At 57.8% G+C, this 16,660-nt stretch carries 16 protein-coding genes; 14 read left to right on the top strand and 2 right to left on the bottom strand.

Annotated elements, in window-relative coordinates:
* Window positions 1-251: 251 nt before the first annotated feature.
* Window positions 252-1,415: an efflux RND transporter periplasmic adaptor subunit gene (locus HMPREF1153_RS00410; protein ID WP_156810521.1), complete on the top strand. Its 1,164-nt coding sequence runs from the start codon at window positions 252-254 to the stop codon at window positions 1,413-1,415.
* A gap of 18 nt (window positions 1,416-1,433) precedes the next feature.
* Window positions 1,434-4,631, top strand: coding sequence for an efflux RND transporter permease subunit (locus tag HMPREF1153_RS00405; RefSeq protein WP_009645005.1), 3,198 nt, complete (start codon window positions 1,434-1,436; stop codon window positions 4,629-4,631).
* A gap of 159 nt (window positions 4,632-4,790) precedes the next feature.
* Here HMPREF1153_RS00405 and HMPREF1153_RS00400 read toward each other — a convergent pair whose 3' ends face one another.
* Together HMPREF1153_RS00400 and HMPREF1153_RS00395 are read right to left on the bottom strand one after the other, a co-directional pair.
* Entirely contained in the window at window positions 4,791-5,207 is a 417-nt protein-coding gene (locus HMPREF1153_RS00400) for a type II toxin-antitoxin system HicB family antitoxin (RefSeq protein ID WP_009644963.1), read from the bottom strand.
* Window positions 5,208-5,235: 28 nt separating this feature from the next.
* Window positions 5,236-5,418, bottom strand: a complete 183-nt coding sequence (locus tag HMPREF1153_RS00395; RefSeq protein ID WP_009644918.1) for a type II toxin-antitoxin system HicA family toxin — start codon at window positions 5,416-5,418, stop codon at window positions 5,236-5,238.
* A gap of 345 nt (window positions 5,419-5,763) precedes the next feature.
* On the opposite strand from HMPREF1153_RS00395, the gene HMPREF1153_RS00390 reads away from it, so the two are divergent.
* The 12 genes from HMPREF1153_RS00390 (at window position 5,764) to fliE (ending at window position 16,609) form a co-directional block, all read left to right on the top strand.
* Window positions 5,764-6,408 carry an amino acid ABC transporter permease gene (locus tag HMPREF1153_RS00390; protein ID WP_009644920.1) on the top strand — a complete coding sequence of 215 codons (645 nt, stop codon included), beginning with the start codon at window positions 5,764-5,766 and terminating at the stop codon, window positions 6,406-6,408.
* Entirely contained in the window at window positions 6,389-7,165 is a 777-nt protein-coding gene (locus tag HMPREF1153_RS00385; protein ID WP_009644892.1) for an amino acid ABC transporter ATP-binding protein, read from the top strand. Before HMPREF1153_RS00390 ends, HMPREF1153_RS00385 begins: the two co-directional genes overlap by 20 nt.
* Before the next feature lie 21 nt (window positions 7,166-7,186).
* The gene (locus tag HMPREF1153_RS00380) at window positions 7,187-8,368 is read left to right on the top strand and encodes an N-acetylmuramoyl-L-alanine amidase (RefSeq protein ID WP_009644968.1); all 1,182 of its coding nucleotides are present in this window, start codon (window positions 7,187-7,189) and stop codon (window positions 8,366-8,368) included.
* 34 nt (window positions 8,369-8,402) lie between these two features.
* Entirely contained in the window at window positions 8,403-9,494 is a 1,092-nt protein-coding gene (locus tag HMPREF1153_RS00375; protein ID WP_156810519.1) for a hypothetical protein, read from the top strand.
* On the top strand, window positions 9,491-10,471 hold the full coding sequence (locus HMPREF1153_RS00370; protein WP_232208140.1) for a hypothetical protein: 981 nt from the start codon (window positions 9,491-9,493) through the stop codon (window positions 10,469-10,471). The genes HMPREF1153_RS00375 and HMPREF1153_RS00370 overlap by 4 nt, the downstream gene beginning before the upstream one ends.
* The gene (locus HMPREF1153_RS00365; RefSeq protein ID WP_009644991.1) at window positions 10,461-11,144 is read left to right on the top strand and encodes a glycosyltransferase family protein; all 684 of its coding nucleotides are present in this window, start codon (window positions 10,461-10,463) and stop codon (window positions 11,142-11,144) included. Before HMPREF1153_RS00370 ends, HMPREF1153_RS00365 begins: the two co-directional genes overlap by 11 nt.
* 26 nt (window positions 11,145-11,170) lie before the next feature.
* A complete protein-coding gene (locus HMPREF1153_RS00360; protein WP_009644912.1) occupies window positions 11,171-13,282 on the top strand; it encodes an O-linked N-acetylglucosamine transferase, SPINDLY family protein in 2,112 nt (703 codons plus the stop codon).
* A gap of 44 nt (window positions 13,283-13,326) precedes the next feature.
* On the top strand, window positions 13,327-14,070 hold the full coding sequence (locus HMPREF1153_RS00355; protein ID WP_037369321.1) for an NAD-dependent protein deacylase: 744 nt from the start codon (window positions 13,327-13,329) through the stop codon (window positions 14,068-14,070).
* A gap of 161 nt (window positions 14,071-14,231) precedes the next feature.
* Window positions 14,232-15,008 carry a GTP-sensing pleiotropic transcriptional regulator CodY gene (gene codY / locus HMPREF1153_RS00350; protein WP_009644954.1) on the top strand — a complete coding sequence of 259 codons (777 nt, stop codon included), beginning with the start codon at window positions 14,232-14,234 and terminating at the stop codon, window positions 15,006-15,008.
* Window positions 15,009-15,336: 328 nt separating this feature from the next.
* Window positions 15,337-15,750 carry a flagellar basal body rod protein FlgB gene (flgB, locus tag HMPREF1153_RS00345; protein ID WP_009644944.1) on the top strand — a complete coding sequence of 138 codons (414 nt, stop codon included), beginning with the start codon at window positions 15,337-15,339 and terminating at the stop codon, window positions 15,748-15,750.
* 51 nt (window positions 15,751-15,801) lie between these two features.
* On the top strand, window positions 15,802-16,245 hold the full coding sequence (gene flgC / locus HMPREF1153_RS00340) for a flagellar basal body rod protein FlgC (protein ID WP_009645004.1): 444 nt from the start codon (window positions 15,802-15,804) through the stop codon (window positions 16,243-16,245).
* Window positions 16,246-16,309: 64 nt separating this feature from the next.
* Window positions 16,310-16,609: a flagellar hook-basal body complex protein FliE gene (gene fliE, locus HMPREF1153_RS00335; RefSeq protein WP_006191290.1), complete on the top strand. Its 300-nt coding sequence runs from the start codon at window positions 16,310-16,312 to the stop codon at window positions 16,607-16,609.
* The last annotated feature ends 51 nt before the right edge of the window (window positions 16,610-16,660 follow it).

The following is a 16,660-nucleotide window of genomic DNA, read 5'->3' as shown; positions in this document are numbered from 1 at the left end:
GCCCGTCCGATTGGCACGGAATTTCTTCGCGCTTCCTCAGGGCAGGGTGCAGTCGTTTCACGGCTTGCCCTGCCTTTCTTTTTCTTGACTTTTCCATTTCTTTCATATACTATTGAAAGTTATAAGGGCGGTTTTGCCCTTCCGAAAGGTAAAAAAATTTGAAGCGCCCCGCAGTCTCGGAAAGCAGGCGAGGGGAAGAAGGGGGCAGAGGAATCTTGTTTTTCCTACAGAAGAAAACGGGCGGTTTTTCCATGCTTTTGGCGGCAGCCGTTCTCTCTTTCGCCGTGTTCTTGAGCGGCTGTGGTGGACAGCAGGGCATGCAGAAGGGACCGGCGCAGGTCAAGGTCATGAAGGCCATGCAGCAGGATGCGCCGATCACGAGCGAGTATGCGGGTCAGATTGCGGGCAAGGACGAGGTCAAGGTGCAGTCGAAGGTTTCGGGTGCCGTCGTCGAGAAGTATGTGAAGGGCGGCGACTTCGTCACAGCGGGGCAGCCGCTCTATCGCATCGACTCGCGTCAGTATGAGTCCGCTGTCTGGCAGGCGCAGGCGGCGCTCGCGCAGACGGAGGCGACGCTGAGCAACGCGCGCGTCGATCTCTCGCGCTATGAGGCTCTTTACGAGGCGGCAGCGATTCCAGAGCAGACAGTGGCGACGCAACGTGCGAACGTCAGCGCCTATGAGTCGGCAGCTGAGGCGAATGCAGCGCTTCTTCGCCGCGCGCAGCAGGATCTTGCCGACACGACGATCTACGCGCCGATGACGGGGCAGCTCGCCGTCGACGATGTTGCCGTCGGCACGTTCGTCACGGCGGGCAATACGACGCTCGTGACGGTCGGCACGAACGATCCCGTCTACGCGACGTTCAGCATCAGCGAGACGGATTACTTGAAGTTCATGGGCGCCGCCATGCGCGGCGAAGGCGCTCCTTCGGCGCGTGTGTCGCTGACGCTTGCGGACGGCACGGCATATCCGATCGACGGGCGCATCGTCGAGACGGATCGCGCCTTGAAGGACAATACGGGAACCTTGAAGATCAAGGCGCTCTTCGACAATCCTGGCGGCCTTCTGCTGCCCGGCATGTTTGCACGCGTGAAGATCTCGGGACAGACGGTGCCGAACGCCATTCTCGTGCCCGAGCGCGCCGTGCAGCAGCTTCTCGACAAGTCCTTCGTGATGGTCATGGAGGATGGCAAGTCGAAAGCGCGCACCGTGACGCTCGGCGACAAGGTGGGCAGCTTCTACATCGTCAAGGACGGTATTTCGGCGAATGATCTCGTCGTCGTCGAAGGTCTGACGAACCTGCAGGAGGGCGTCGAGCTTTCTCCGACGGAGGTCACGGCAGCCGACATGGGCTTCTCGCTCGAAAACGATATGAAGGCATTTGACTCCAGTGTGAGCACGTTGGGCAAATAGGCATAGGAGGGCATGAACTTGTCTAAGTTTTTTATCCATCGGCCGATTTTTGCCATCGTCATCGCGCTTTTGATCGTCATCTGCGGCGTCATCGCGGGGCTTCAGCTGCCGATTGCGCAGTACCCGCAGATCTCGCCGCCGACGGTCACCGTCGGTACGATGTATACGGGAGCGAGCGCGAGCGTCGTCAATCAGACGGTCGCGCAGATCATTGAAGATCAGGTCAACGGCACGCAGGGCATGGACTACATGAGCTCCAACTCGGATGACACGGGGCTCTACAGTCTGACGGTCACGTTCGAGACCGGATCGGACGGCGACATGGATTCGGTCAAGGTGCAGAACAATGTCGCCGTGGCGACGGCGAGCCTGCCCGACGACGTCAAGACGGTCGGCGTCACGACGAAGAAGGCGTCGAATGACATGGCGATGATGGTCTCCATCTATTCGAACAGCGACCTCTACGACAGTACGTTCCTCAAGAATTACGCGACGATCTATCTCCTCGATAAGATTAAGCGCGTGCATGGCGTCGGCGACGTCCAGATCTTCGGCTCGGACTATTCGATGCGCGTCTGGCTCAATCCCGACAAGCTCGCAGAACTCGGACTCACGGTCTCCGATGTTGCAGCCGCGATCAAGGAGCAGAACGTGCAGGCGCCGGCGGGTACAATCGGTGCGATGCCCGTGCCCGAGATGCAGGAAAAGCAGGCGACCGGCAAGGTCAACGGTCGTCTCGTGACGCCCGAGCAGTTCGGCAATATCATCGTGCGCGCTTCGGGCGACGGCAGCTTCGTGCGCCTCAAGGATGTCGCGCGCGTGGAGACAGGCGCGAAGACGAACAACATCGTTGCCAAAGCGAACGGACATCCGGCGCTTGCCATGGGCGTCCAGCTCACGAGCGACGCCAATGCCATGCAGACGGTCGCTGCCGTCAAACAGGTCATCGACGAGGCGCGGCCGAACTTCCCGCCCGAGATGCGCTGCGATACGATCGTGGACAGCACGAACTATATCCGTGAGTCTATCACGGAGGTCGTGCACACCTTCGTCGAGGCGCTTCTCCTCGTCGTGCTCGTCATCTTCGTGTTCCTGCAGAGCTGGCGCGCGACGCTGATTCCGCTCCTAGCCGTGCCCGTATCCTTGATCGGCACGTTCATCGCGTTCATCGCGCTTGACTTCAGCATCAACACGTTGACGCTCTTCGCGATGGTTCTCGCCATCGGTCTCGTCGTCGACGACGCCATCGTGGTCATCGAGAATGTCGAGCATCACATGGAGGAGGGGCTGAACGTCATCGACGCGACGGAGCGCGCGATGGACGAGGTGCAGGGACCTGTCGTGGCGATCGCCTTCGTGCTCGCCGCCGTCTTCGTCCCCGTTGCTTTCCTCGGCGGCATGATGGGCGTGCTCTACAAGCAGTTCGCCCTGACCATCGCCATTTCCATGGCAATTTCGGCCTTTGTCGCCCTGTCCTTGACGCCGGCTCTTTGCGCTTTGATCTTGAAGCCGCACGCGAAGGACAAGGCAGACAAGAAGGGCATTCTCGACCGCTTCTTCGCTGGCTTCAATAGATGGTTTGACAAGACGAAGAGCGGCTACTTGGGCATTGTCGCCAAGATGATTCGCAAGTCGCGTTTCGCCATTCTCTTCATGGTGCTCGTCTGCGCCCTTACGGCGATCGTTTACAAGAACATGCCGTCGACCTTCGTACCGGATGAAGATCAAGGCTTTTACATCGTTTCCGTAAGTCTGCCGCCCGGCACGTCGACCAACGTCACGCAGGAGAGCATAGATAAAGTGCAGGCCTCTCTCAAGGAGCTGCCCGGCGTCGATATGGTCATGGCCATCAACGGTTTCGATATCCTGTCCTTCGGCGCGAAGTCGAGCGCGGGCACGATCTTCGTCGGACTCGATCCGTGGAGTGAGCGCACGACGATCGAGACGAACCTCAACATGCTCATCGGCAAGACCTTCGGCATCGGCGCGAAAGTCGCGCCCGAGGCGCAGGTCATCGCGTTCAATATGCCGGCTCTGCCGGGACTCGGCATGGTCGGCGGCTGGACGATGCAGCTGCAGGATATGTCAGGACATACGGAAGAGGAGCTTGATGCAATCACGAAGCAGGTCTTGCAGGCGATGAACCAGCGTCCCGAGCTGCAGGGCGTGCGGACGACGTACAGTACCGATGCGCCAATCTATAATTTCGAAATTGACCGTGAGAGGGTCAAGCAGCTCGGCGTGCAGCTGAGCGACGTGTTCACGGCTCTGCAGGTCAACTTCGGCGGCTATCAGGTCAATGACTTCAACCAGTTCGGCCGCACCTACAAGGTCATGATGCAGGCGGATATGCCGTATCGCTCGGAAGTCGAGGCGACGCGCTTCATCTTCGTCAAGTCGAGCGCGGGCACGATGGTGCCGCTCGATACGCTCCTGAAGCCGAAGCGCGGCACGGGCGCACCGATTATCTCGCGCTTCAATTCGGCGCGTGCCGTGCAGATCCAGGGCAACGCAGCTTCGGGCTACAGCTCGGGCGAGGCGATGCGTGCGGCGGAAGAGGTGGTCGCCGAGGTCGCGCCTGCAGGCTTCAACGTCGAGTGGTCGGGTCAGAGCCGCGAGGAGAAGACGGCGGGAAGCTCGACGCTGCGCGTGCTCGCCTTGTGCTTTGTATTCGTATTCCTTTGCCTCGCGGCTCTCTACGAGAGCTGGAGCGTGCCGTTTGCCGTGCTTTTAACAGTGCCTACGGGCATTCTGGGCGCACTCCTTTCCGAGTACGTGCTCGGCATGGGCGGCATGATCCTGTTCCACCACATGAATTCGGGGCTGCAGGACAGCATCTACATGCAGATCGGCATCATCATGATCATCGGTCTGGCGGCGAAGAACGCGATCCTCATCGTCGAATTCGCGAAGGTGCGCGTCGACCGAGGCATGGAGCCGGTCAAGGCGGCGATCGAGGCGGCGGGTCTGCGCCTGCGCCCGATCCTCATGACGAGCTTCGCGTTCATCATTGGCTGCCTGCCGCTGGCCTTTGCCACGGGTGCGGGCGCTTCTGCGAGAAACGGCATGGGCGTTGCCGTCGTCGGCGGCATGCTGTTTGCGACGATTCTCGGCGTGTTCCTGATCCCTGTGTTCTACGTCATCGTGGAGTGGATTGCCGCGAAGCTCGGCATGCTCAAGCAGGCGAAGAAGAAGACGCCGGTCGATTATATGTGATAGTGTTGGAAGATGCGGCTTGCTGCACTTCCTAAAAAAAGAAGCCGTCCTGCGGGGCGGCTTCTTTTTTCTAGGAATAGAAACGGGGTTGTTGCATGAGTTGAGCGATATGATGCCGAGCGTTTGATTTATGTGCGACATCCCCTCCTCTCGCCGCACTCAGATGGCGGTTTTCTTCTCGTACAGGTCAGTGAGCGCGTCTTGCAGGACTTTGGAGATGTTGAGCTGCTCGGCTTCGGCGAAGGTGTTGAGCCATGCGGGAATCGTGAGATTTTTGCGGACGGATTTGCTGCCGTACTTGGCGGCGTAGGCATCCATGTCGAGCGAGAGTAGGCTGACGAAGCCTTCACCAATCTCGGGATCGGGATGAATGTCCGCGATATTGCTTGCGGGCGGCACTTCGTTGCCATCCTCAAGCTCGCCGAGAATCCATCCCGAGGCGGCATCCTCGCCCATGGCAATGGCGTCGGAGAGAGAACCGCCCTCGCTTATGCAGCCGGGCAGGTCGGGGACGACGACGGTAAAGCCGGGATTCACTTCGCAGGGATAAAATACGGCGGGATATACCAGGTTCATATAGAAGCCTCCTTTCGGAGACGGGCTGTTATTGTAAGCCTGCCATCCGCAAGACAGATTTAACGGTTTTTGGGTCGAGGTCGCCGGGGTGATTCGGTATCGTGATCTTTCCCTTCTTCTCTGGATGCTTGTAGTGCATGTGCGAGCCATTGGAGCTGTCGAAATACCAACTGTCCTTTTTGATGATCCGTTCAAGTTCCTTGAATCTCATCGCGGTCACTCCTCCTATTTATATTATACATATTATGCGCATATAGGTCAAAAGAAAATGTTGCTTTTGTAAAAATATTTCATCCATCAGAGAAGAAGAGGTGGGACGATTGCTGTGTCGACGGCTTGGGATATGTCCGCAGATGATATGTCTTGGCGATAAAATGTGCGCATGGACATACTTGCGACAGCCCATGCGGACGGCGGGCACTTCGTGCGTTTTCCTATGCTGTATATCTATTTTCTCCTAAAAATATGGGCGAAAGGGAAAATTTGTGATAAGATAGAAGGGCAATCGTCGGAGCGGCGCAAAAAGCGATGCTTCCGAAAATAAGGAGAGAAATCTATGGAACAAATCATGGGGACGGCGCTCTTGATGATGGAGGGCGCACAAATCACGCTGGAAATCTTCTGCGTGACGCTCCTCTTGTCACTGCCCTTGGGGCTTCTCGTCGCGCTCTGCCGCATATCGAAGCTCGGGCCTTTGCGCCTTCTGATGGAGTTCTACATCTGGCTCATGCGCGGCACGCCGCTGATGCTGCAGCTTCTCTTCGTCTACTTCGCCCTGCCGATGGTTGGCATACGCCTGCCCGACATCGCGGCGGCGCTCCTCGCGTTTACGCTCAACTATGCGGCGTACTTCGCGGAAATCTTTCGCGCGGGCATCCAGTCGATCGGGCGCGGGCAGTATGAAGCGGCGAAGTCGCTCGGCATGACGTACACGCAGACGATGCGGCGCATCATCGTTCCGCAGATGATCCGCCACGTCCTGCCGCCCGTGAGCAACGAGACGATCAACCTCGTCAAGGATACGTCGCTCATCTACATTTTGGCGATGAACGATCTCCTGCGCGTGGCGCGTACGATCGTGCAGCGTGAGTTTGACATGACGCCGTTCTTCGTGGCGGCTGTCTTCTATCTCGCGATGACGTTCGTTCTGACTTGGGGATTCAAGAAATTGGAGGCGTACTATGGCAAGTACGATGAATGAGCCGGCAATTCGCATGCACGGCATCCGTAAGAGCTTCGGGGCAAACGAGGTACTGCGCGGCATCGACCTCGTGGCGAAACGCGGCGAGACGCTTTCCATCATCGGGCCTTCAGGTTCGGGCAAGTCGACGCTGCTGCGCTGCATCAATCGGCTCGAGGACATCGACAAGGGTTCGATCGAGATCGATGGGGATTTCCTCGCTGCAGAGAACGAGGCCGGTCATACGGAGTACGCTTCGAGCGGGAAGTGCCGCACACTTTTGTTGAAGATGGGCATGGTCTTTCAGCAGTTCAACCTCTTCCCGCACATGACGGTGCTGCAGAATCTATTGGAGGCGCCTCTCGAGGTCAAGGGCATGAAGCGCGAGGAAATCCTGCCGACGGCGGAGGAACTTCTCCGAAAGGTCGGACTTTTTGACAAGCGAGACGCCTATCCTGCGCGCCTGTCGGGTGGGCAGCAGCAGCGTGTCGCCATCGCGCGTGCGCTTGCCATGCGTCCTGAGATCATGCTGTTCGATGAGCCGACATCGGCGCTCGATCCTGAACTCACGGGCGAGGTCTTGAAGACGATGCGTGAGCTGGCGGCAGAGCACATGACGATGGTCGTCGTGACGCATGAGATGGCGTTCGCGCGTGAGGTTTCGCAGCAAGTGGTGTTCATGGCGGACGGTACGATCGTGGAGCAGGGGAAGCCCCGAGACCTTTTCCAACAGCCGCAGGAAGAGCGTACGCAGGCGTTCCTGCGCAACATGCTTTGAGGTTTGACAGGAGGGGTTCGCATGAACGTGTCGTTTCGTTGGCTTTTCTTTTTCGTTTTCGCTGCGGTCGTTTTTTTCTTGAGCTTCCCGGCATTTCCGACAGCGCAGGCGGCGCCTTTGGCTCAGATCAAGAACGTGCGCGTCCATGCGGACAAGGAGAAGGTCCGCATCGTCGTCGATGCGGACGGCGAGGTTGACTACAAGTCGATGACGCTCGCCTCGCCCGGGCGTGTCGTCGTTGACCTCTCAGGCGCACGCCTCTCGCCTTCCGTTGCCAAGAGCCAGAAGATTGAGAGTCAGTTCGCGACGAAGGTGCGCCTCGGGCAGTTCGATTCGACTACGGTGCGTATCGTCGTGGAGACGGAGATGTACAAGAGCAGCAGCAATTACGACGTGTTCTCTCTGGAAGGCGGCCCTGTGCCGTACCGCGTGGTCATGGACTTCGGCAATCTTTCGGGCAGTGCGGGCAGCAGCGCGTCCTCCGCAGGGGGAACTTCTTCGGGCGGTTCGAACATCGACTTCGGCCATGAGACAGGTTCGTCCGATGATTCAGGCAGTTCCTCGGACGGCGGACAATCTTCTTCGGGGATGACGCGTTCGAGAAGCCAGAGCAGCGCAGCGCCAGGCATTGACGGCAAACGCATCGTTCTCGATCCCGGGCACGGCGGCAGCGACACGGGCGCCATCGGGCCGACGGGTGTGACGGAAAAAAGCATCGCGCTCCGCATCGCGAAAAGACTCAAGACGCTCTTGGAAGCCGAGGGTGCAGAGGTCATTCTGACGCGCACGGAGGACACGGAGGTTTCGCCGAAGAAGGCGAAGGCGACGGATGTGGAGGAACTGCAGGCTCGCTGCGACATCGCGAATCAAAACTCGGCGGACATCTTCCTCAGCATACATCTCGATGCTTTCTCCGGACCTGAAGCGCACGGCACGACGGGCTACTATTACGAGATGGGATCGGCTGACAGCACGCGTCTTGCCGACTGCGTCAAGCGCGGCGTGCTGCGCCGTCTCGGTACGCTCGATCGCGGCACGAAGCCGTGCGCCTTCTATGTGTGCCGTCATACGGATATGCCCGCGATGCTCTTGGAGACGGCCTTCGTTTCCAATCCGCGCGAGGAGCAGATGATGAATTCGGAGGAAGGCGTGGAGAATGCCGCGCAGGGCATCGCGGCAGGAATTGCCGAGTATTTCCAATGAGATGGGATGCACCCGCTGCGGTGGGAAAGCCACGTTGAGAAAGGAAGATTTCATGGAGAAGAAGGCGAGATTGGATGGAATCCTGATGGGCGAGGAGGAGCGCAGGAAGCGCTTTTATCGCCGTGCACTGCCCGAAAACCGCACGCTCAAAGAGGCTCTGGGCTGCCTGTCGCGCGAAGAACTGGACGACTTGGCGTACAACCTCTGCCTGGAGGAGACGGATGACATGACGCTTCCTGCGCTCATCGACACTCTTTTGCCTGCCGCCGTGCAGTTTGCCGAGCGCTGGCTGCCGTCGGCGTTTGAGGAGCAGTACCAGGCGTTTCGCCATATACAGGACAAGGGCGGGCTTGCCGATGACTTCCGCGAGGACGATGTGCGCATCGACTACCTGTGCGGACTTGGCATCATGGCGGTCGGTGCGGATGAGGGCAAGCTCTATTGGTACATGCCCGAGGAGATGGCCGAAATCTTTAAGAAGCTCGATTCCGCAGCTTATGAGGATGCCGTGCGTCTCAATACGGAGATCATGCGCCTTGCGACAGGACTTCTCTTCTACTATGGCTTCCTCGACTACGATAAGCTTTTCGCCATGGTCAACGCTTATCTCGAAGAGGGACAGCGCCTTGACTTCGCCGCCTTCATGGGCGTGATGCTTAACGGCTCCTGCTGGCACAAGGAAGTCGTTGGCACGGAGCGAGGCTTGGCGTATCATACGCTTTTGAGTGCACCGTGGCTCGAAAGAGAGCAGAAGGAGAAGGAGGATCTTCCTTTTGCCGAGATTCCTTACGGCAAGGTTTACGATGCGGGAGAAGAGGGCTATATCGAGGCGACGCTCGCCTACAAGAAGCTCGCGCAGTTCTTCATGGCGAAGCTCTCGATGGAGGTTCTGCAGGCAGCGGAAGCCGTCGGAAAGATTCTCCTGCTCTTCCAGAACGGCGGCAGCATGAAGGACGTCGCCGCGTTTTTGGAAACGTTGGGCAAGCTTGACGATGAGGCGGCAGAAGAGGAGATGACGAAACTCGTGATCGCTCTGCACGCGACGACACGCCTGTGGCGGCTCAAGGGTCATACACCGGATGAACTCAAGGAGAATGCGCGCGAGATGGCGCGCAAGATGCATTGAGGGACGCGGGTGAAGAGCGAGGCGATCTCATGGAATACGGCGGCGGCTTGCTGCACTTTCTTGCGCCGACACGCTCCGCGCTCTCCGTGCTCGTCGTGGAAAGCCTCGCTTATCTGCCGAAACTGCGCGAGATGATGCCCGCTGCCGCGCTCTTCGCCGTGACGGCGGAACTGGATGATGCCGATGCACCCGAACTGCAGGGACTGGATGTCTCCTGGTCCTTCTTGGACTACCGCGATACACCTTTGCCGTTTGAGAGAGAGAGCTTCGATTATATCCTCGCCGACCGCTGTTTGGAAACGGCGGGAAATCCGCAGGACATTGCTGCAGGGTTCGGCCTCTTCCTGCGACCGACGGGCTATCTCCTGACGAGCTTCTTGAACGTACGCCATTGGAGTGTCATCGAGGATCTGCGCGGCGGGCATTTCTATGCGATCGTGCGTCGTCTCTTCGCTCGCCCTGAGATGGAGACGCTGCTCGCGGCGTCCTTTTATAAGGAGGTTTCTTTTCTTCCTGTATGGCGTGAAGCGCCGCAGGGCGTGATCGAGCGGTTGGAAGCAGCGGAATTTGAAAATTCGGGGCGCGACTTGGAAGCGAAGTTTTGGCTCTGCCGTGCGCGGCGCACATCGGACGAGGTCGCACCTCTGAAGGAGTGCTTCACGCCCGCTGTGCGCCGAACTCTTGTGACGCTCCTGCGCCGCCTTGAGTACGGCATAGAGGCAGAAGAAAATGCAGCGGCGCTCTGGCAGCTCTGCCGTGAGGAAGGGATCTTCCTCGAATACCTCGTGGACTTTGCCGCGCAGACCATCGTGCATCAGAAGGATCTCTTGCGCGCGCTCCTGCAGACGGCAGAGCCGCAGCTGGCGCGAGAGCTTGCCGAGGCGGCACGACGCAGGCTTCCGTGCGGCGAGGTGCGGGAGGCCTTGCAGGAACTTGCGGCGGAAAGTGTGAAAGGAGCGGCGGAAGATGAAGGATGAGAGGGCGATCGCCTTCATCACCTGCGTCAACGATGAGGCATGGTACGCAGAGTGTCTGCTCTACCTGCGCCATCTGCGTTTGCCCGAAGGCTTTCGCGCCGAGTATATCGCCGTGCGCGGCGCCGCGTCGATGGCGGCGGGGTACAACGAGGGTATGGCGAGGTCGCGGGCGCGCTACAAGGTCTATCTGCATCAGGACACCTTGCTCGTCAACAAGGATTTTCCACGGGCGATGTTGAATATCTTTGCAGATGAGAGCATCGGCATGATCGGCGTCATCGGCTGCCGTTCGCTGCCCGCAAGCGGCGTGTGGTGGGATGGGTTTCGCTGCTATGGACGCGTGCTTCATGCGTGCGAGGCGGAGAGCATCGTCGACACGCACATGAAGGAGCCGGACGGCGAGAGCATCGATGTCGAAGCGGCGGACGGACTCTTCCTTGCGACGCAGTACGACGTGCTCTGGCGCGAAGATCTTTTCACGGGCTGGCATCTCTACGACACGTCGCAGTGCAAGGAATTCTCCAGGCGAGGGTTTCGGACGGTCGTGCCGAATCAGGAGGCGGGATTTTGGTGCATCCACTGTCCCGTGGAGAAGCCGCTCGCCAAAAGCTATAAGGAGTATCAGAAGATCTTTCTCCGAGAGTACGGCGCGGAATTGTGCCCGGAGGTTTAGACTATACTTGTTGGAGCGTGTGCTTTATGGACGACAAAGAGAATTGGATCGGAATAGCCAACCGATTTGCAAACCAGGGCGATTTTCGCGGCATGCGCGCTTCGGCGAAGGAGATTTTGCAGATCGTGCAGGAGGACGCGGACGCCTATGCCATCATGGCAGAGGCGTCTTTCTATATGGATGAGCGCGAGCAGGCGAAGGAGTACATGGCGCGTGCCGAAGAGCGCGAGCCAGGGAACTTGCGTGCGCGTCTCGTACGCGCCGCATTCTTCTCCGCGGACTTCGCCTTGGAGGAGGAAATCAAGGAGCTTCTCTCCATCGTGCAGGCGACGGAGAAGGTCGCTGAATCGCTTTGGACGCAGTCGCTTCGCTACGTGCGCTTCAAGGCGCTTGCATGGCTCTCTGACGCGTGGCTTCTCGCGGCGGAGCCGGAGTTTGCCATGAACACGCTTCTGGCAGCGAGTGATATGCTGACGGGCGAGGAGGCGGCGGAGTGCTACAGCAAGGCGCTCTTCTGCTCGAATTACCGCACGAGGACGCCCGCCGAATCCCTGCGTCTCCATCGCGGCTACGAAAAATTTTTCGAAGGCGTCAAGATCTGTCATCCGTATCGCACCGAGGCGGCAGAGGCGGGGGCATTGCAGCCGAAGGCGACGCTTTCCGTCGGGGAGGCCATGGCGGCGGCCAGAGCGGAAGCCAATCGCGAGCGGCGCGGTGCGGCGCTTGTGGCACAGCAGGCGAAGCAGGAACGCGAGCCTCTTTCGCGTCTCGTGCAGAAGGCCTTGCCGAAGCCGCAGTATGAGGATTCACTTCGCCTCTGGGCATGGGAAGCGCGGGCAAATCAAAGGCGCATGGAAGAGGAAAAGGAGTACGAGGCATTCAAGAAAGAATTGGAAGAGGAGCGAAGAAGCAAGACGCGGCGAGAGGCGCGCGTTGCCTCGCTTTTTGGCGGTAACACACACCTTTCGCCGTCTCCGGTGCCGAGAGCTCAAATGGCGGCTTTCCGCATCCAGCCGACGGCGCCGCCTGTGGGAGAGAAACGCACGCGTACCTTCAGTCGCAAATTGCGCATTGGCTACATCTCGCCCGATTTCCGCCTTCATGCAGCGGCGTATTTCTTCATGCCGCTCGTGCGCGATTTTGACGCCGCTTCGTTCGAGGTCACCTGCTATGCGCGGGGCAAGCGCGACCGTGTGACCTCGCTCTTTCGCCAGAAAAGAGTACAGTGGAAGGATGTCTCGCGCCTCTCGGCTAGGGATGCGGCGCGCCTCATCGAGAGGGACGGCATCGACATCCTCGTCGATCTTGCCGGGCACACGCAGGGAAGCGGTCTGCCCGTGCTCGCCCGGCGGCCTGCGCCCGTGCAGATGACGGCGATCGGCTACATGGCGACGACGGGGCTTCGTGCGGTCGACTATTTCCTTTCCGACATCTATTGCTCGCCGTGGGACATGGGCGCGCGCGGCTTTTCAGAGAAGGTGCTGCGCATGCCGCACAGCCACCTCTGTTATGCGCCCGTGCTGCGCGATATGCCGAAGAGCGGCGGGGAGGCGCCGTTTGTGAAGAACGGCTATATCACGTTTGGCAGTTTCAACAACTTCTCCAAGGTGTCGGACGATATGCTCGCCTTGTGGCGCGGCGTGCTTGAGCGCATGAAGGGGGCGCGGCTCGTCGTCAAGAGCAAGATCTGCAGCATTGCGGCGGGCAGGAAGATCGTGAAGGAGCGTCTGCAGCGCTTCGGCATACCGCTCGCACAGGTCGAGCTTCGCCCGTACAGCCCCGATTATCTTGAGCAGTACACGGACATCGACATCGTGCTCGACACCTTCCCTTATACGGGCGGCGTCACGACGTGCGAGGCGCTCTACATGGGCGTGCCCGTCATCACAAAAGCGGGCGGCACGCACGGCTCGCGCTTTTCGACAAGCATCTTGGAAAATGCGGGGCTTTCACAGCTCGTGGCACGAGGCGATATGGAATACGTGCGAAAAGCCGTGGAGCTTGCGGACGCGCCCGACATCCTGCGCCGCCTGCATCGCGACCTGCGCGCGCGCATGGAAGCCTCGCCACTGATGGATGCGAAGGGCTATATGAAGGACTTGGAAGATATATACCGCGAGATTGCTGAGGACGTTTGAATTTGCAGGATGCACGGAAAATGGCAGAAGAGGGGGCGAAAGCAATGAAGGATGAAAAGATCGCCGTGTTTCATGATTTATTGAAGGAAAGTGACAATATCGTATTCTTTGGCGGCGCCGGCGTCTCGACGGAATCGGGCATTCCCGATTTTCGCAGCGCCACGGGAATCTACAGCAAGATGCTCGCACAGCACGTTTCTCCCGAAGAGCTTGTCTCGCATACGTTTTTCGAGCGCTGCCCTGAGGAGTTTTTCGATTTTTACCGCAAGCGCCTCGTTTATATGGAAGCGAAACCGAACGATTGCCACAAGGCGCTCGCCGCGCTTGAGCGCATGGGAAAGCTCAAGGCCGTCGTCACGCAGAACATCGACGGACTGCACCAGGAAGCCGGCTCTTCGCGCGTGCTGGAACTGCATGGATCGATCCGGCGCAGTTACTGCATGGACTGCCGTGCGTTTTATGATGAAAGATTTCTGCAGGCGAGCGAGGGTGTACCGCATTGCACGAAGTGCGGTGGTATCGTGAAGCCGGATGTCGTGCTCTATGAGGAAAGCCTCGACGCCGATGTGCTCGATGCTGCCGTACGCGCGATTGCTGCGGCGGATCTCCTCATTGTCGGCGGTACATCGCTCGTCGTCTATCCGGCGGCGGGACTTCTGCGCTGTTTCAAAGGCAGGCATCTCGTGCTCGTCAACAAGACGGCGACGAAGGCGGACGAAAGGGCGGATCTCGTGATTCACGATTCCTTGGGTGAGGTGTTTCGCGAGGTGATGGTCGGCCTGACATGAAAGTGTGGGCCTTCTCTCGTGCTATTGACGAAAAAATCAAGAAAAATTCAACATTTCTTTCCCGCATCTTTGATTATTTAGAAAAATGTGTTAAAATGAAGGTGTAGGCAATAGCCTGAATTTGGAAGTCGTATTGCCGTGGAGAAAGGAATGGAGTTTGCATGGCGACATTACTGGAGAAAACGAGGAAAATCAACCGTCTGCTGCAGCGCGCGGAAAGCGTCGAGTACGACAGCATATCGCGCGTCTTGAGTGCGGTGATCGATGCGAATGTCTATATTGTGAACAAGGCGGGCAAGATCTTCGGACATGCCTTCATCGATGATTTCGAGTGCGACCTGATGCTTGCAAACGTCGTGCAGCAAGGAAGCTTTCCCAAGAGGTATGTGAGCTGGCTGCTGAAGATGGACGAGACTTCGCCGAACTTGAAGTCGAAGACGGGAATCTGTGCCTTCACGGAGGATACGGACTGTCGATTTGAGGGAAAGAATACCACGATCGTGCCGATCTATGGTGTAGGTGACCGCATCGGCACATTGATCATCGCGAAGTATGATACGGACTTTACGGAAGCCGATCTGATCCTTGCCGAGTACGGTGCGACGGTCGTCGGCATGGAGATGCTGCGTGACCGCACGCAGCAGATCGAGATCGAGGCACGCAAGAAGGCGACAGTGCAGATCGCTCTGGCGACACTCTCCTTCTCGGAGGTCAAGGCGGCGAAGAGCATCTTTGGCGAACTGGAAGGATCCGAGGGACTGCTCGTCGCCTCGAAGATTGCGGATCGCGCGAAGATCACGCGCTCCGTCATCGTCAATGCGCTGAGAAAATTCGAGTCGGCGGGGCTCATTCAATCGAAGTCGCTCGGCATGAAGGGAACGCACATCAAGGTGCTCAATCCTTATTTGCTCGAAGAACTTCAACGGGTGGAAAACTGAAGAAGCAAGGAAGGGGACTGGGACATGCCGAGGCATGAACCCGCCCCTTTTTTCTTGTCCCTTATAGGACTATTTTACAGTCGTTAAAAAAAACTGAGAAATGGAGTGAATCATTTCCGATTTTATGGTAGAATAGAAAGTGCAAAATCACGATGGATAAATTTGTTAATCATGATGTATGGATTTGGGCAATGATTTTCAGCCTGTATGCGAAGCACATTTGCTTTTTGCTTCGCCTTTTTGAAAAAAGAAGTTCGGCGGGAAAGGATTTTTTCTCATTTCGTCGAACTTTAGAGAGAGTTATAGGGAAAGGATGTGGAACACCGCAATGCTGGAGCAAATCGTAGGCAACAGGGCGCTCGACGTTATGCAGCGCGGTATGGGGGCGGCGAACCTTCGACAGGAGGTCATCAGCCACAACATCGCCAATGTTAACACGCCGAATTTCAAGAAGAGCAACGTCGTGTTCGAGGATCTTCTTGCGAAGGAGCTTGATCTCGATGCTGAGGGCGGGCTCAAGATCGTGCGTACGCATGATCGCCACATGCCCATTCCTTTCCGGGGTAGGGCTTTGGCGAAGATTGAACTGGACCAGTCGTCTTCCATGCGTTACGACAAGAACAATGTGGATATTGATGTCGAGATGGCGTCTTTGGCCAAGAACAGTCTGTATTTCAACGCTTTGGCCAGGCAGGTCGGAGCCGGGTTCTCTCAGATGAGAAGCGTCATTACCGGGCAGTGATTCGCCGGGGGTGTGATGCGAGATTTCGGATGATGCAAGGAGAGTAGAAAAATGAGCATGTTTGGAGGAATCGATGCTTCCGCTTCCGGACTTACGGCGGAGCGTCTGCGCATGGACGTGATTTCAAACAATATCGCGAATGCGAATACGACACGTTCAATTGAGGGCGGCCCATATCACAGGCGTTATGTCGTTTTTCAGCCGCGTGAGAGGGGTAAGGAGGACTTCGCTTCTACCTTGCGCCAGAAGCTCGATAATCAGGCAGGAAATGGTGTGCGTGCCATGAAAATTGAAGAAGATCGGTCGCAGGGGCCACTGGTTTACGATCCTGGTCATCCTGATGCGAATGCGGACGGTTATGTCGAGCGCCCGAACATCAACATCGTGCAAGAGATGGTGGATATGATCACGGCTTCGCGTGCCTACGAGGCGAATGTGACGGCGATCAACGCCGCCAAGGGCATGGCGCAGAATGCGCTGAACATCGGCAAGTAAAGAGAAGGCTGCACGACGTGTGCGCCGAAAACAGTAAGCGGTTACGGATTGAGGTGGAAAGAACATGCAGGTGGAAGCGCTGCAAATGACGCCAGTGCAGATGACTGGACAAAGTCATCTGGGGGAGACCGAACAGAGAGAAGTGAAGCCTTTTCATGAGTTCCTTACGGATTCCCTTGGCGAGGTCAACGGACTGATCAAGGAGTCCGAACGACTCAATATGGAACTTGCGGCAGGACGCATCACCGATGTGTCCGAAGTCGTCATTGCGAGTGAGAAAGCGGGCATTGCCACGCAGCTCACGATGCAGGTGCGGAATCGTGCGGTTGAGGCCTATCAGGAAATTATGCGCATGCAGGTCTGAGCCTTGGGCAGGAACGATCAGCCAAAGCCAGGCAGGGCTTCGGCAAGCATA

The organism is Selenomonas sp. CM52, assembly GCF_000292955.1.
Classification (GTDB): domain Bacteria; phylum Bacillota; class Negativicutes; order Selenomonadales; family Selenomonadaceae; genus Selenomonas.
This window is presented reverse-complemented; position numbering and strand designations above follow the sequence as displayed.

Coding starts and splice junctions, on each gene's coding strand:
- HMPREF1153_RS00410 (WP_156810521.1), top strand. CDS start 252: ATGCTTTTGGCGGCAGCCGTTCTCTCTTTCGCCGTGTTCTTGAGCGGC.
- HMPREF1153_RS00400 (WP_009644963.1), bottom strand. CDS start 5,207: ATGAACCTGGTATATCCCGCCGTATTTTATCCCTGCGAAGTGAATCCC.
- HMPREF1153_RS00395 (WP_009644918.1), bottom strand. CDS start 5,418: ATGAGATTCAAGGAACTTGAACGGATCATCAAAAAGGACAGTTGGTAT.
- HMPREF1153_RS00390 (WP_009644920.1), top strand. CDS start 5,764: ATGGAACAAATCATGGGGACGGCGCTCTTGATGATGGAGGGCGCACAA.
- HMPREF1153_RS00385 (WP_009644892.1), top strand. CDS start 6,389: ATGGCAAGTACGATGAATGAGCCGGCAATTCGCATGCACGGCATCCGT.
- HMPREF1153_RS00380 (WP_009644968.1), top strand. CDS start 7,187: ATGAACGTGTCGTTTCGTTGGCTTTTCTTTTTCGTTTTCGCTGCGGTC.
- HMPREF1153_RS00365 (WP_009644991.1), top strand. CDS start 10,461: ATGAAGGATGAGAGGGCGATCGCCTTCATCACCTGCGTCAACGATGAG.
- HMPREF1153_RS00360 (WP_009644912.1), top strand. CDS start 11,171: ATGGACGACAAAGAGAATTGGATCGGAATAGCCAACCGATTTGCAAAC.
- HMPREF1153_RS00355 (WP_037369321.1), top strand. CDS start 13,327: ATGAAGGATGAAAAGATCGCCGTGTTTCATGATTTATTGAAGGAAAGT.
- codY (WP_009644954.1), top strand. CDS start 14,232: ATGGCGACATTACTGGAGAAAACGAGGAAAATCAACCGTCTGCTGCAG.
- flgB (WP_009644944.1), top strand. CDS start 15,337: ATGCTGGAGCAAATCGTAGGCAACAGGGCGCTCGACGTTATGCAGCGC.
- flgC (WP_009645004.1), top strand. CDS start 15,802: ATGAGCATGTTTGGAGGAATCGATGCTTCCGCTTCCGGACTTACGGCG.
- fliE (WP_006191290.1), top strand. CDS start 16,310: ATGCAGGTGGAAGCGCTGCAAATGACGCCAGTGCAGATGACTGGACAA.